The 14851-nt window shown below is 64.7% G+C and carries 14 protein-coding genes; 3 read left to right on the forward strand and 11 right to left on the reverse strand.

Going from position 1 to position 14851, the window contains the following annotated elements:
• Positions 1-51: 51 nt before the first annotated feature.
• Genes BLV47_RS25785 through BLV47_RS25810 form a run of 6 tightly spaced genes read right to left on the reverse strand, consistent with a single transcriptional unit; the run spans position 52 to position 4285 of the window.
• Positions 52-1725, reverse strand: coding sequence for an ApeI family dehydratase (locus tag BLV47_RS25785; protein WP_092318942.1), 1674 nt, complete (start codon positions 1723-1725; stop codon positions 52-54).
• Positions 1722-2267 (reverse strand): COG4648 family protein, encoded by a 546-nt coding sequence (locus BLV47_RS25790; protein WP_092318944.1) that lies wholly within the window; start codon positions 2265-2267, stop codon positions 1722-1724. Before BLV47_RS25790 ends, BLV47_RS25785 begins: the two co-directional genes overlap by 4 nt.
• Positions 2264-2518 carry an acyl carrier protein gene (locus BLV47_RS25795; protein ID WP_047301236.1) on the reverse strand — a complete coding sequence of 85 codons (255 nt, stop codon included), beginning with the start codon at positions 2516-2518 and terminating at the stop codon, positions 2264-2266. The genes BLV47_RS25790 and BLV47_RS25795 overlap by 4 nt, the downstream gene beginning before the upstream one ends.
• Before the next feature lie 9 nt (positions 2519-2527).
• Positions 2528-2800, reverse strand: coding sequence for a phosphopantetheine-binding protein (locus BLV47_RS25800; protein ID WP_011058851.1), 273 nt, complete (start codon positions 2798-2800; stop codon positions 2528-2530).
• Entirely contained in the window at positions 2769-3590 is an 822-nt protein-coding gene (locus BLV47_RS25805; protein ID WP_092318946.1) for a lysophospholipid acyltransferase family protein, read from the reverse strand. Before BLV47_RS25805 ends, BLV47_RS25800 begins: the two co-directional genes overlap by 32 nt.
• On the reverse strand, positions 3566-4285 hold the full coding sequence (locus tag BLV47_RS25810; protein WP_092318948.1) for a beta-ketoacyl synthase chain length factor: 720 nt from the start codon (positions 4283-4285) through the stop codon (positions 3566-3568). Before BLV47_RS25810 ends, BLV47_RS25805 begins: the two co-directional genes overlap by 25 nt.
• Positions 4286-4630: 345 nt before the next feature.
• Here BLV47_RS25810 and BLV47_RS25815 point away from each other — a divergent pair, with 345 nt between their 5' ends.
• Complete coding sequence (locus BLV47_RS25815) at positions 4631-5401, forward strand: ParA family protein (protein WP_092318950.1); 771 nt, start codon at positions 4631-4633, stop codon at positions 5399-5401.
• Positions 5402-5439: 38 nt separating this feature from the next.
• On the opposite strand, the gene trxC is transcribed toward BLV47_RS25815, so the two are convergent.
• Both trxC and BLV47_RS25825 read right to left on the reverse strand, forming a co-directional pair.
• Positions 5440-5874 (reverse strand): thioredoxin TrxC, encoded by a 435-nt coding sequence (gene trxC, locus BLV47_RS25820; RefSeq protein ID WP_092318952.1) that lies wholly within the window; start codon positions 5872-5874, stop codon positions 5440-5442.
• A gap of 77 nt (positions 5875-5951) precedes the next feature.
• Complete coding sequence (locus BLV47_RS25825) at positions 5952-6908, reverse strand: hypothetical protein (RefSeq protein WP_092318954.1); 957 nt, start codon at positions 6906-6908, stop codon at positions 5952-5954.
• Between the two features lie 456 nt (positions 6909-7364).
• On the opposite strand from BLV47_RS25825, the gene BLV47_RS25830 reads away from it, so the two are divergent.
• Together BLV47_RS25830 and BLV47_RS25835 are read left to right on the forward strand one after the other, a co-directional pair.
• The gene (locus BLV47_RS25830) at positions 7365-7661 is read left to right on the forward strand and encodes a type II toxin-antitoxin system HigB family toxin (RefSeq protein WP_092318957.1); all 297 of its coding nucleotides are present in this window, start codon (positions 7365-7367) and stop codon (positions 7659-7661) included.
• Complete coding sequence (locus tag BLV47_RS25835; protein WP_092318959.1) at positions 7658-8059, forward strand: helix-turn-helix domain-containing protein; 402 nt, start codon at positions 7658-7660, stop codon at positions 8057-8059. Before BLV47_RS25830 ends, BLV47_RS25835 begins: the two co-directional genes overlap by 4 nt.
• Position 8060: 1 nt before the next feature.
• On the opposite strand, the gene selO is transcribed toward BLV47_RS25835, so the two are convergent.
• From selO to BLV47_RS25850, 3 genes are all read right to left on the reverse strand, one after another.
• On the reverse strand, positions 8061-9524 hold the full coding sequence (gene selO / locus BLV47_RS25840; protein ID WP_092318961.1) for a protein adenylyltransferase SelO: 1464 nt from the start codon (positions 9522-9524) through the stop codon (positions 8061-8063).
• 49 nt (positions 9525-9573) lie between these two features.
• On the reverse strand, positions 9574-12918 hold the full coding sequence (gene mscK / locus BLV47_RS25845) for a mechanosensitive channel MscK (RefSeq protein ID WP_092318963.1): 3345 nt from the start codon (positions 12916-12918) through the stop codon (positions 9574-9576).
• Positions 12919-12982: 64 nt separating this feature from the next.
• Positions 12983-14725, reverse strand: a complete 1743-nt coding sequence (locus BLV47_RS25850) for a potassium/proton antiporter (protein ID WP_047301248.1) — start codon at positions 14723-14725, stop codon at positions 12983-12985.
• Positions 14726-14851 lie beyond the last annotated feature (126 nt).

The raw sequence follows: 14851 nt of genomic DNA on the forward strand, positions 1-14851 counted from the left end.
GCACGGTAGGCGCTGGCTGGCCAGCGAATCCCGGGTTCAACGCCCGACAACTTATCCACAGCTGGCCTCCAGCACGATGCGCCCGCTGGAACAGGGAACGCCGTCATTGAGGTAGGCGAAATACAGTTTCTGGCGCTGGGCATCGAAGCGCAGGTTGAGCTGGATGCGATCACCGGGGCGCACCAGTTGCTGGAACTTCAGCACTTCCATGCCGGCGAAGCGGCCCGGCAGCTCCAGCAGTTGCTGGCCCAGGGCCAGGGCCCAGTCCACTTGCACGACCCCCGGCAGCACCGGGGTGGCGGGGAAGTGCCCGCTGAAGTAGGCCAGGTCCGGCGGCACCGCCAGTTGCAGTTGCCATTCGTCGGCGTGCTGCACCTGCTCCAGCACTTCCGGGGCTTGCGGACGCGGCGCCAGCAACAGGGCCTGGACCTCGGCCTGGGGCAGCTTGCCCTGGTTGTTCAGCGGCAGTTGCCGCACCAGGCGCCAGCGTCGTGGCAGGGCCAGGGCCTCACAATGCCGGGACAGGTGCTGGCGCAGGGCCTGGGTCAGGTGACGCCGGCCCTGGTTGCGCAGGGCATGCAGGCCGGACTCGCTAAGCACCAGCAGGGCACCGAGGTAGGCGCGATTGTCTTCGACCACCCCCAGGCGCGCTTCCGCCACCCAGTCGTGGCTCTCCAGGGCTTGTTCCAGCATGGGCAGGGAGATGCGTTTTTCTTCCAGTTTGACGATGCGGTCCAGGCGGCCCAGCAGTTCGAAGCGACCGTCGGCGGCTATGCGCGCGGCATCGGCGGTGTGTTCGACATGCCCGGCCGGCAGATAGGGCGAGGCGATCAGCAGCGCGCCGTCACTGTCCTGGCTCAGTTGGACACCGGCAAAGGGCTGCCACAGGGTGTCGCCCTGGCGCCAGGCAATGCCGCCGGTTTCCGAGCTGCCGAGGATCTCCGTTGGCCATTGCTGCAAGCGTTGTTGCAGGCTGGCGGCGGCGTCGGCGGGCAAGGCACCGCCGGAAGAAAATACCCGCCGTACCTGGCTCAGGGCCGGCCAGTCGAGGTTATCGCCCATGCGCTTGAGCAGCGCCGGGCTGGCCACCCAGGCAAAGGCCGGGCATTCGCGGCTGGCCCGTTGCAGGTCTTCGGGGAAAGGCAGTTGGCGGCGCACGAAGGGGCGTCCGGCGCACAGCGGCCAGAGCACGCGGAACAGCAAGCCGTAGATGTGCTGGGTGGCGACGCTGCCGATGATCCAGGCCGGGCCCAGGTCGGCACCCCACAGTTGCTCCAGGGCGCTGACCTCGTTGGCCAGCTGGCGCAGGCTTTTGTCGATGCGCTTGGGCTCGCCGCTGGAGCCGGAGGTGCACAGGCTCAACTGGCAGGCGTCCAGGTCCAGCTCGGCCGGTTCCAGGGGCTGGGCCTGCAACTGTTGCAGCGGTGTGTCCTGATCGGTCAGCCACAGGTCGACGTCCGCCGCCCAGCGCTGGCGGGTCTGGGGCTGCAGGTCGGCGGGCAGCAGCACGCTGACCCCGGCACGCCAGGCGCCGAGCAAGGCCACGGCCAGGTCCACGGCATCTTCCAGGTGCAGCGCCAAGCGGGTCACGCCGCGCTGTTGCAGGGCGCCGGCCAGGCTCAGGGCCTGTTGCTGCAGATTCTGCAGGTCGATCCCGGGCTGGGCACTGACCACTCGCGGTGCTTGGGTCCTGAGCAACAGCCGCTCAAGGGCAATCCAGTTCATCTACGGCCTCGTACCCGTTGTCGTAAAAGCCATTCAATGGCAAACAGCAGACCCATCAGCCCGTAGGCGATCAGGCCGTTGTACAACGTCCACCAGCTCAGCGGCGCCCACAGGGTCAGGGCCGCGGCGAGCACGCCGTTACAGAGAAAAAACACACTCCAGGCGATGGTCACCTGGCGGGTATAGCGTATGGCTTTCTCCGGCAGGTCCGGCTCGCCAAGGCGCGCCAGGCGCTCCGCCACCGGCGGGCCATATTTCAGGCTCAGGCCGAACAGGCCGAGCATGAAGCTGCTGATCAGCACCGGGTACCAGCGCAGCAGCGCCGGGTTGTCGAACCAGGCCAGGAGCAGGCAGAAGACGATCGCTGCCAGGGCCATCCACAGGCTGCCGGGGCGGCGTTCGCCGGTCAGCGCCCGGGCCAGCCACAGGCCGCCCAGCAGCAGGCCGAACTGCCAGGGAGCGAAGTGCTCCATGCCGAAGTACACCGCGAAGGGGTAAAGCAGGCCGGCCAGCAACAAGCCCAGGCCGATCAGGCGGCTCATGCGGCCGGCTGGACCAGACGGTAGACCGCCTCGACCACGTCGTTGACGGTGCGCACCGACTTGAATTCCTCGGCGGCGATTTTCTTGCCGGTCTGACGCTTGATGTGGTCGATCAGGTCGACGGCGTCGATGCTGTCGATTTCCAGGTCCTGGTACAGGTTGGAGTCCAGGCTGATGCTCTCGGGTTCCAGTTCGAAGAGTTCGACCAGGGCATCGCGCAGGGTGTTGAAGATGTCGTCACGGGTTTGCATGGTCGGTTCTCAAGCTGCCTGTTTTGCAGTGACGAACGCCGCAAGGCTCGCCACGTTACTGAAGTGGTTGCGGGTGTCCTTGGCGTCGGCATCGATCTTGATGCCGTACTTTTTCTGGATCGCCAGGCCCAGTTCCAGGGCGTCCACCGAGTCCAGGCCGAGGCCTTCGCCGAACAGCGTCTGATCGTTGCCGATGTCCTGGGCGCTGATGTCTTCGAGGCCCAGGGCGTCGATGATCAGCAGTTTGATTTCAAGCATCAGGTCCGGGTGTGTATCGCTCATCTCTGGCGAGCTCCTTAATGAAGTAGTGGTGCAAGTGCTCATTGAGCTTGCGCGAAGCCTGGGGCGCCGGGCCTTGGGCGGCAAAGGTCTGTGGGTCTATATCGGCACCGACGTGAAAACTGAAGTGCACACGGCGTGATGGGATGCGGTACCAGGGCTCGGCCTTGGTCAGGGTGCTGGGGCTGACCCGGATCACTACCGGAGTGATGATTTTCGCACCGCGCAGGGCGATGGCCGCGGCTCCCCGATGAAAGGCCGGGGCGCTGCCGGGCTGGGTGCGGGTGCCTTCGGGAAAGACGATCAGGGTCTGGCCTTCCTGCAGTGCCCCGGAGGCCGCATCGAGCATGTCCATGCTGCCGTCGTTGCTGATGTACTGGGTGGCGCGCACCGGGCCGCGGGTGAAGGGGTTGCTCCACAGGCTCTGCTTCACCACGCAGTTGGCGTCGCGCACCAGGCCGATGAGGAACACCACGTCGATCAGCGACGGGTGGTTGGCGATGATCATCTGCCCCGGTCGCCCGAGCCGCTCGGCGCCCTGCACCTCATAGGTGAGCACGCCGCTCCTGGCCATGAAGCGGATAAACAGCCAGAACAGTCGGCTGACGGTGTTGCGCGCCCGCTGGCGATGGCTGTGGGCATCGCCGGGCAGGCAGGCGAGCAGCGGGAAAATCACCAGGCGCAGGCACAAACCACCTATTCCGAACAGGGCAAAGCTCAGGGCGGTGGCCATCAGGCGCCAGTAGTAGGCATTGCGGCCCTTGGCGCTCAGTGCTGGTGTTGCCAGGTCCATACACGATTCATCCAGGCATGTTGGCAAGTGTTCTGTGCACCGAGCAGCAGGCGCAGCAGGTTCAAGGCGTGGGGCCACGGGGCCTTGGGGGTTTGACCGTCGTCGCTGCCCAGGGACAGCTGCCAGTCGTCGCCTGGGGTCAGCAGCAGGCCCAGGGCGTAGGGAAAGGGCACGTCGTCGATCCAGTTGGCATAGGCTTCGGGCGGCTGTTCCTCGGTGATGACCAGGAGCACGTGGGGCGCGCCCTCGGCCAGCAGGGTGGCGGCTTCCAGCAGGCCGTGTTCCAGGCCATCGCCGGCGGCGGCCAGGGCGGTCATCTCGCTGGTTTCACCGCGCATGATCGACCACAGGCCGATTACCGCGTTGTGCACCGACAGGCTGAACTGGGTGGGCGACAGCGGCTGCTCGGCGGCCAGGTCGCTGAGGATCTCGAAGGTGCGCGGGGTTTCGCCATGCCGGGAGATGAACACCAGCGGCAACTGTTCCAGGCCCTCGGCCAGGGGCCAGCCGACGCTGAAGGCCATGCGCGCCAGGCGGCTGAGGCGCCGCCGTTGCATGGCGGGCAGAAAGGACACATCGGGAGCGGCATCGCTGCTTTGCGGCAGGGTCGGCTGGTGGCTCCAGGCCTGCCAGGCGTCCACGCTTTCGAGCCCAGGGGCCCACGCACGCCATTGAGCGATGTTGAACTTGATCACTTGATTTCATCCCGCCCCTGCGGGCTTCCTTGACGCGGTGTATCGCTTCGATTGGCGATTGACCTGAGTGACGCGAAGGCGTCAGTGGCGCGCATTATCCCGGTGCGACTGGCTTGTAGCAAATGCTGCTTGGGTTGTTGGTCGCAAAAGCGCCGAATGCACCCTGAGCGAATGTGTCTATTTGCCACTATCGAGGTCCGCTCCGGGCGCAAGCCGCCGTGGCCAAGCCCTTGTCGGGCCCGGCCCAGCGGCGCCGGGACTGCGCAAACTCTTGCGCTGTCGAGGTAGCTAAGGGCAGACGAGGCCTACTACACTCGGTGATCTTTGATACAGGGAGGTCTAGACATGCGGCGTGTGGTGTTCAATCAGAAAGGTGGCGTCGGCAAATCCAGCATTGCCTGCAATCTGGCGGCGGTCAGCGCCAGCGAGGGCTATCGCACCTTGCTGGTGGACCTGGATGCCCAGGCCAACTCGACCCAGTACCTCACCGGCCTGACCGGCGAGGACATTCCCATGGGCATTGCCGACTTCTTCAAGCAGACCCTGTCGTCGGGGCCGTTCGCCAAGAAGAACCAGGTGGATATCTACGAAACGCCCTTCGACAACCTGCACGTGGTCACGGCCACCGCGGAACTGGCGGACCTGCAGCCCAAGCTGGAGGCCAAGCACAAGATCAACAAGCTGCGCAAATTGCTGGACGAGTTGGCCGAGGATTACGACCGGATCTACCTGGACACCCCGCCGGCCCTGAATTTCTACGCGGTATCGGCGCTGATCGCCGCTGATCGCGTGCTTATTCCCTTCGACTGCGACAGTTTTTCCCGGCAGGCGCTGTATGGCCTGCTGGCGGAGATCGAAGAGTTGAAGGAAGACCACAACGAGGAGCTGGAGGTCGAGGGCATCGTGGTCAACCAGTTCCAGGCTCGGGCCAGCCTGCCGCAGCAGATGCTCGACGAGCTGATCAGCGAGGGCCTGCCGGTGCTGCCGGTGTACCTGGGCAGTTCGGTGCGCATGCGTGAATCGCATCAGGCCAGCATGCCGCTGATCCATCTCGACCCACGGCACAAGCTGACCCAGCAGTTCGTCGACCTGCACAACCTGCTGGAAAACTCCTGATCTTCAACCTGTCGTGAGCGCAGGGTCGGCCCTGCGGCTCAGATCCCCTGGCTGCGCAACCAGCCCAAGAGTTGTGGCAAAGGCAAGGCGCCGCTTTGCCGGGCCACTTCCCGGCCGTTCTTGAACAGGATCAGGCTGGGAATCGAGCGAATGCCCAATTGCCCCGACAGTTGCGGGTTGGCTTCGCTGTCGAGCTTGGCCAGCCGGCATCGGCCGCTCAGTTGCGCGGCGGCCTGGGTGAAGATCGGCGCAAAGGATTTGCACGGTCCGCACCAGTCGGCCCAGACGTCCACCAGCAACGGCAGGTCGCCCTTGATCTGGCTGGCATAGTCGCCCTGTTTCAAGTCAAAAGGCTTGCTCAGCAAGACCTCGGCCTTGCAGCGTCCGCACTTGGGGTGATCGCCCAGGCGTTCGCCGGGAATGCGATTGAGGCCGTTGCAGTGCGGGCAGGGGATCAGCAGTGGCTCGGACATGATGGGCTCCGCAAATAGGTAGAGCGCCTTAGATGGCGGCGCCCGGGGTGAATATCAAGTTGGCCCCCGCCCCGGGTTCACCGGCTGGGCGCGGCCAGTTCGACGCTGACCAGGCGATCCAGGCTGCGGCCCATGTGAAAGGTGAATGGCCGGCCTGTGGCCTGCATCTTCTGATTGCACAGCTCCTGCAGCTCGTCCTTGCGGGTGTCGAAAGGCAGGGCCGAGGTCAGGGTCTGGACGCCGATGGAGCCGATGACAATGGCGAATTCGTCAAGGGGCACGGGGGCGGGCCGGGTGACTTTCGAGCTGGATGGCCAGGCCTGGACGGTTTTTTGTTGCATGAGGCGGTTCAGGTCCGGGTCATCGAAATGCACCTTGAGCGGCACCTTGGCAATGCTGCCGCTGCGGGTCAGCAAGGAGATCAGGCCGCGCTCGCTGTTGTCCTGTTCAAGGGCTTCGTAGGCGACCAGTTTCAAGGGCATAGGCATGCTCAGGCGCGCGGTGATCTTGCAACTGACCGGGCCTTCGATTTCCCTCGCGTTGACGATGGCCTGCATGCTGTCTTCGTAGCTGCGGTCCAGCAGCATGCCGAACTCCGGCTCGAACGCCAGGCTGGCGTCGATGCTGTCCGGCAAGTCGCTGCTGCCCGACGGAGTGACCTTGGCCTGGGCGTTGTCCAGTTCCAGGTGCAGGTTCATCGAGCTGGCCTTGCGCGCCTCGGTGACTCGTTCGAAGACCGCCCTGAGACGGCCCCTCTGTTCCGGGCTCAGGGAATAGTCCACCAGGCGCAGGTGGATCACTTTGTCATCGTCCTTGTCGCGTTCCAGGGCGATGGCATCCGGGTCCAGGCCCTGGGCGCCGAGCGCCGTGTAAATACTCTGCTTGTACGCCTCGTGCACCAACTGATCGGAGTATTGCGGGCCGGCCTTGGGGTCGGAGCGCACCGAGTCCTGGAAGTGCAGGGTGGCGAAGTCTTCCTTGCACCCGGTCAGGACGAACAGCAGGGGCAACAGCAGCAGGTAGCGAGGTTTCATCGTGGGCTCTTGCAGGGGATCGACGGGAGCAGGGCTCGCGGCGTGGAGTGGGCAGGCCGTCGGCGTGTCACGGGGCCAGGCGGTGCTTGGGGCGGCGGCTCAGGCAGATGACGACCGCCCCCTGGCTGACGACCAGCAAAGCCACGATGACCGGGTTGAGAAACAGGTTCATGCGCATCCTTGCAGGCACTGGACATCCGGGGGGCGCATTATCCGTATCCGCTGCCGACGGGTCCATGCGCCATCTTGTGTTTGGCGCTTTTCTGCACCACGGCCGAGGCGTTGGTCGAAGCTCATGAGTCCGTCGCAATCGCTCACACACTGCTCGGCAAGCCCGTTCGTTGGCTGTCTAGGCTTTAAGCACGTGAGCGCCGCTGGTCTGGCCGCGGGCATAGCATCTTGAGATACCTAATGCTCGCATCTAACGTTAATAGCACTATGCGATAGGGACATTGCATGCACATCATCACCGCAAAACGTATCCGGCAGGCCAAGGAGCAATGGCCGCAAGTCGCGCGGGCACTGGATACCTGGTACCGCAAGGCCAAAGGCGCCAGGCCGGCTGATTTCTCCGACATGAAGGCTTTGTTCCCGGTGCTAGACAAGGTCGGGCGCTTTCATGTTTTTGATATTGGCGGCAACAAACTGAGACTGATCGCAATCGTGCGTTATGGAGGGCAGCGCCTCTATATCAGGCATGTGCTGGATCACGGCGAATACGACAAGGGGCTGTGGAAGGAGGAATCACAATGAGTCTTCAGGTTAGGCAAGCGGCGGAGCACTGGCAGTTCGTTGCGCCCATATTGCGCAAGCCCAAGAGCGAGGCCGATTACGACGCCCTGGCCCTGGCACTCGATGAGCTGTTGGACATCATGGGCGAAGACGAATCGCACCCACTGGCTTCGCTGGTGGACATCATCGGTGACTGGATCGAGGCCTACGACGAAGAGCATCATCCGATGCCGGCGGTCAGTGCGGTGGAGGTTCTACGTTCGTTGATGCGTGAACATGGCCTGTCTCAAAGCGACCTGCCCGGGGTGGGCGCGCAATCGGTGGTGTCGGAAGTGCTCAGCGGCAAGCGCCAGCTCAACCTGCGGCAAATCCGCTGGCTGGCCGAGCGCTTCAAGGTGTCGATGGAGATCTTCGTCTGACTCAGGACGAGCAACTGATCTCCAGGTGCTTGCCCCACTCTGGGGGACGTTCGGCATACCCTTGCATGCCCTCTTGCTCCTCAAAAGGCCGGCTCAGCACCTGATGCAGGCGCCGCACTTCCGAGTAGTCCCCCGACTCGGCGGCGTCGATGGCTTTCTGCGCCAAATAGTTGCGCAGGATGTACAGCGGATTGACCGCGTGCATGCGCTGCCGGCGCAGGTCCTGGCTCTGGATCGGATCCCGGGCGACCCGTTCCCGGTATTGCCCGGCCCAGGCATCGAAGCCGTTGCGGTCGACGAAATCGTCCCGCAGCCGGGCCAGCGCCAGCTCCGGTGCCTCGTCCCCCAGGCGGCGGAAGAACAGGCTGTAGTCCACGCCGCTGTTCTGCATCAGTTGCAGCAGGCGTTCCACAAGTTTCTGATCGTCGTCCTCGGCCTGGGTGAAGCCCAGGCGCCGACGCATCAGGTCCAGATAGTGGGCCTGATACAGCGGCAGGAACAGGCCGAGACTTTCCCGTAGCGCCTCTACGCTGATGAACGGCGTCAGGGCCTGGGCCAGGGCGCTGAGGTTCCACTGGCCGACGGGCACCTGGTTGCTGAAGGAATAGCGCCCCTGGTCATCGGAGTGGTTGCAGATGAAATGGGCGTCGAAATCATCGAGGAAGGCGAACGGGCCGAAGTCGAAGGTGATGCCCAGGATCGACATGTTGTCGGTGTTCATCACACCGTGGCAGAAACCGTAGGCCTGCCATTTGGCGATCAGCTCGGCATTGCGCTCGACGATCTCGCGAAACATCGCCAGGTAGGGTTCCGGCTGCTCCAGGCACTCGGGGAAGTGCAGGGCCAGCACATGCTCCCCCAGCTGCTTCTGCTGTTCGGCTTTCTTGGTGTAGTAGAAATACTCGAAATGGCCGAAGCGGACATGGCTCGGCGCCAGGCGCAGGACCATTGCCCCGCGTTCCTGCTTCTCGCGCCATACCGGGGTGTCGGAGCCAATCACGCACAGCGCGCGGCTGCTGGGAATGCCCAGGGCATGCAGGGCCTCGGAGGCGAGGAACTCGCGGATCGACGAGCGCAACACGGCGCGACCATCGCCCATGCGCGAGTAGGGCGTCTGTCCGGCGCCCTTCAGGTGCAGGTCCCAGTGTTCCCCCGCCTGGTTGTAGACCTCGCCCAGCAACAGGCCGCGACCGTCCCCCAGTTGCGGGTTGTAGGAGCCGAACTGATGCCCGGAATAGACCATGGCCCGGGGCTCGGCCTCGGCCCACAGCTTGTGCCCGCCGAACAGCTCGGCGAACACTGGGCTTTCGGCCACGGCCGGGTCCAGGTCCAGCAGCGCCATGGCCGCCGGGCTGGCGGCCACCAGCCTGGGGTTGTCGAGGGGTTCGGGCAGTACGTGGGTCGAGAAGGCGTCGCCCAGGCGGGCGAAGCGGTTGTCGAAGGTCAGTTCGTCGAGGGCTTTCAACGGCCATCTCCCAGCAGAATGTCCGAGCATTCTGCTGGGCAAAGACGCCTTAGTCGAGTTTGCTCGGTGGTGGTTCGGGTGCGCTCTTGTCCTTGGACGCGATGCTGCCGTCGGCCTCGATCGGCACCATCTTGTACTCCTGGCCGTGGAGGTTCTTCAGGTACACCTCCATCTGCCGGAACGAGATGTTGATGTGGTTCTTCTTGAACTCGCGGTTGATGAAGCGGTTGACCTCGTCCACCACCGGGTTGCGATCCCCCAGCTCGCGCACGTGCATGCGCAGTTCGTGGTCCAGGGTGCTTTCGCCGAAGTTGAGGAAGTACACCTGAGGCTCGGGTTCCTTGAGCACCCGCGGGTTGTCCCGGGCGGCCTTGAGCAGCAGTTCCTTGACCAGGTCCAGGTCCGAGCCGTAGTCGACGCCGAGCTTGAGGGTCACCCGGGTCACGGTGTCGGTCAGCGACCAGTTGATCAACTGCCCGGTGATGAAGGTCTGGTTGGGGACGATGATGTCCTTGCGGTCGAAGTCGGTGATGGTGGTGGCGCGGATGCGGATCTTGCTCACCGTGCCCGACAGGTTGCCGATGGTGATGGTGTCGCCGATCCGCACCGGCCGCTCGAACAGGATGATGATGCCGGAGATGAAGTTGGCGAAGATCGCCTGCATGCCGAAGCCCAGGCCGACGGATAGGGCCGCTACCAGCCATTGCAACTTGTCCCAGCTGACCCCGAGGGTCGAAAGGGTGGCGACGAAACCTATCCCGGCGATGGCATAGGACAGCAGGGTGGTGGTGGCGTAGGCGCTGCCCTGGGCCAGGTTCAGCTTGGACAGCACCAGCACCTCCAGCAGCCCCGGCAGGTTGCGCGCCAGGGCGAAGGTGATGCCGACTATGATCAGCGCCCCGAGCATATCGCCGATGCTGATGGGCACCATGCTCATGTTGGCGCCGGTGCCGCTGGTGTATTCGTACAGGGTGACCCGGTCCAGGTACGAGAACACGGTGATCAGGTCGGCCCAGACCCAGTACAGCGCCACCATGAAGCCGCCCAACAGGGCCAGGCGGATCAGGCGCAGGGACTGTTCGTTGACCTTCTCGATGTCCATGGTCGGTTCCTCGACCACGGCCTCGCCGCTTTCCCCCGCTTCCTTGGCCGCCTGGCGCTTGCTCAGCGCCCGCTGGTAGGCCAGGCGCCGCGCCGCCACGGCAAGGCCGCGGACGAAAGTGGCCTCGACCACCAGCCAGAGCATCAGCAGGTACAGGGTGTTGATCAGGCGGTCGCTGAGTTTCAGCGCGGTGTAGTAGTAGCCGAAGCACACGGCGATGAACAGGGCGATGGGCAGCAGGGTGAAAAGCACGCCCACCGCCTTGCGGAACAGCGAGGCGTTCTGGTGGGTCGGGCTGCTCAACAGCAACCGGCTCAACAGCCAGGCCATCAGCGCGTAGCAGGTCAGCACCACGGCGATGCCCAGCACGTCGTCGGCCAGTGCTGCGGGTTGCAGCTCGGCCACCGAAACCACCGCTACCAGGGCCAGGACCACCAGTCCCAGGCGCCGGATCCAGCCGCGGAGAAACTCCACCTGGGGCCTCTCCCAGCGGAAATGCAGTTCGGCCACGCCGCCGGGGGCGAGTATCCGGTAGGAGGTGTAGAACACCAGCCAGGCCTGGGCGATCTGCAGCAGTGCCGCGCCCAGTGTGGCGTTCTGCCCGCGGGCGTCGATCTGCAGGGCATAGCCGCACAGGGCCAGGGCCAGGGCCACCGGCATCGCCAGCAGAATGTTCACCAGGATCGCCAGGGGCGTGTGCCACTGGCTGTCGCGTTTGAAGTGGCCGATGTCCTTGTGCACCTTGTTCAGGCGCGCATAGAGGTTCTTGCGGCGCCACAGCAGGGCGCCGATCACCAGCAGCAGCGGCAGGAACAGCAGCGGTCGCTGCACCAGGCCGTCGGTCAGCTCGCTGAAGCTGGATGCCCAGGGCAGGGTGGTCACCTGGTTCTGCAGGCGCTCGGGAACGTCGTGCAGCCATTCGGCGTCCAGCGGTTTGTTGCTGGGAATCCAGAACATCTGCTCGTCGAGGGTGGCCCGCAGGTTCTGCGAGGTGACCAGCAGCTGCTTCTGGTTCAGCTGCAGGGTGATGGATTCGTTGAGCAGGGCGCTGAGCTCGCGATTCAGGCGGTCCAGCAGGTCGATCCGGGTGGTCGCCAGGTCGATCAGGGTCTTGCGCAACTGCGGCGTGGCCTGCTCGGCCGGCTGGCTCTTGAGCAGGTTATCGACGTAGGTGCTGGGGCTGCTGAGCAGTTCGCGCTGCTGGTTGACCTCGAACTGATAGAGGCGGATATCGGCGATTTCATCAGCCAGGCCGCGGTCCAGTTTCAGCCGTGGCAGGGCCTGCTTCTGCTTGTAGAGGATCTTCGACAGCAGCAGGCTGCCCTTGAGCACGCTGATCTGCTCGTCCAGGGCGGCGTCGCTCTGGGTCACGCTGTCGAGCTGCTGCTTGGTCTGCAGGTTGCGCTGGGTCTGCTCGTTGAGGCGGTCGGTGCTCATCAGCAGGTAGTCGGAGAGCTTGAGGTTGGTGGCGCTCTCGGTGGCCAGCAGGCTGCTGCTGCCGGCCTTCTGGGCCTCGATCGACTGCTGGGTCACGGTTTCCTGGGACTGGGCCAGGCGCTTCTGGTTGATCAGGGTCTGCAGATCCTGGATTTCCTGCTCCAGACGCGCGGTCTTCTCCACCAGCAGGTCGTGCTGGCTGTTACCCAGGTCCTGCAGTTGGCTGTTGCCGGCCAGTTCCTGGCGGCGCAGCGGAATCAGGGCATTGAGCGCCGCCAGCTCGGCATTCAGCAGGTTGCGCTGGTCGCTGCTGAGCAGCTTGCCACCGTCCCTGCCGGCCTTGAGCGCGGCATTGATCTGCAGGATGCGGGTCTGGCTGTTGCTGATCTCGGCCTGGGCCCGCTCGGGGCGGGTCTGGGCGGTGATGATCAGGCTGTTGGCGTCCGAAAGGGCCTTTTGCAGGTCGCTCTGGTTGGTGCTGCGTTCGGCCAGCAACTGCTCCAGTTGGGCCACCGACATTGCCGCGTAGCGCTGCGCCACCGGCAGCACCTTGCTGGCCTTGAGGCGCACCAGTTCACGCTGGTTTTCGCTGGTCAGGCGTGGCGCATTGAGCAACTGCTGCTTGAGTTCGGCCAGGCGCCGCTCGTAGTCCTGCTTGTTGTTGAGCTGGTTCAGGGTGTTCTGCAACACCGTTTGCAGTGCCTTCTGATCGGCCTCCGGCAGCTTGCGCTCGGCGATCTTGTCCAGGCTTTGTTGCACCGCTTCGGTGCTGGGCGGGTCGCCGCCCTGTGCGGCGCCAACGGAAAGACTCAGGCCCAGCAGGGCAATGGCGAAAAGTTTCTGCAGGGTAGGCATAGAAGTCGGTCAGGCAATCAGGAAAAGGGGGAGCGCCATACTGGCGGCTGATGCGCTCCCGAGTTTAGAGGAAGAGTCCGGGGCCGGGGCGACTTCCTTCGGGGAATCTGACGCCCACCTTGCCGATCTTGTTCCCGTCCATCACCGCCACGGTCCAGATGGTGTTGTTCCATTCCACCTGGTCGCCGACCACCGGCGCGCCGCCGACCTTCTGGGCGATGAACGCCCCCAGCGGCATGTCCGCGTCCTGGCCGTCGAGCTTGAGCCCGTAGAGCGCCGACACCGCGCCCAGCTGGGCGTCGCCTTCGAGGACGAAGTCGCCGAAGAAGCGCAGGTCCAGGCCACGTTCCGGCGCCTGGCTGAAGAGTTTGCCCAGGGCCGGCAGGTTGTGTTCATGGCCGATCACGCACAGCAAGTCATCGGCTTCAAGCACGGTACTACCCGACGGATGGAGCAGTTGCTGGCCGCGAAACAGCGCGGCGATCCGCGTGCCCTCGGGCATCTTCAGTTCCCGCAGGGCGGCGCCGATGCACCATTTCTCCGCTCCCAGGCGGTAGACGAACATCTCCCATTCGCTGGTGACATGGACTTCCAGGGCCGACCGGGAGATCGGCGCCGGGTCCGGCGGCACCGTGACCTTCAGCCACTTGGCCACCCACGGCAGGCTGGTGCCCTGCACCAGCAGCGAGATCAGCACGATGAAGAACGCCAGGTTGAAGTACAGCTGGGCGTTGGGCAGCCCGGCCATCAACGGGAACACCGCGAGAATGATCGGCACCGCGCCGCGCAGGCCGACCCAGGAGATAAAGGCCTTTTCCCGGCCGTGGAAGGCCTTGAACGGCGCCAGGCCCACCAGCACCGACAGCGGCCGGGCGAACAGGATCATCCACAGCGCCAGGCCCAGGGCCGGCAGGGCGATGGGCAGCAGGTCGTGCGGGGTAACCAGCAGCCCCAGCACCAGGAACATGCCGATCTGTGCCAGCCAGGCCATGCCGTCGAGCATGTGCAGGATGCCGTGGCGGCTGCGCACCGGGCGGTTGCCGATCATCAGGCCGCACAGGTACACCGCCAGGAAGCCGCTGCCGTGCAGGGCGTTGGTCAGGGCAAAGACCACCAGACCGCCGGCGATCACCAGGATCGGGTACAGGCCGTTGGCCAGGTGGATGCGGTTGACCAGTTGCAGCATCAGCCAGCCGCCGCCCAGGCCGATCACCGCGCCGATGCCGAATTCGCGGATCAGGTCCCCCAGCAGGCCCCAGTGCAGGCCGGTGTGGCCGCTGGCGAGCATGTCGATCAGGGTCACGGTGAGAAACACCGCCATCGGATCGTTACTGCCGGACTCAATCTCCAGGCTGGCGGTGACCCGTTCGTTGAGGCCCTTGCCCCCCAGCAGCGAGAACACCGCCGCGGCGTCGGTGGAGCCGACGATGGCGCCGATCAGCAGGCCCTGGATCAGGTTGAGGTCGAACAGCCAGGCCGCGGCCATGCCGGTCAGCCCGGTGGTGATCAGCACCCCCACCGTGGCCAGGGACAGCGCCGGCCACAGGGCCACGCGGAAACTCGCGACCCGGGTGCGCAGGCCGCCGTCCAGCAGGATCACGGCCAGGGCCAGGTTGCCCACCAGGTAGGCGGTCGGGTAGTTGTTGAAGATGATGCCGCCGCCGTCGACCCCGGCGGTCATGCCCACGGCGAGGATGATCACCAGGATCGGGATGCCCAGGCGCGACGAAAGTGAGCTCACCAGAATGCTCGCACCTACCAGCAACGCGCCGATCAAGAACAGGCTGTTGATGGTCGTCGCATTCAAAGGCAGTACTCCAGGGTGTAAAAGGCGGGCGCAAACTGACCATGCAGTCTGCGTGCCAGCGATTCTAACCTGTTGAAATGTGCCGCTGTCAAAAAGCTTTCAATGACCGCGGCCGACCCGGCGCAA

The organism is Pseudomonas saponiphila, assembly GCF_900105185.1.
GTDB classification, from domain to species: Bacteria; Pseudomonadota; Gammaproteobacteria; order Pseudomonadales; family Pseudomonadaceae; genus Aquipseudomonas; species Aquipseudomonas saponiphila.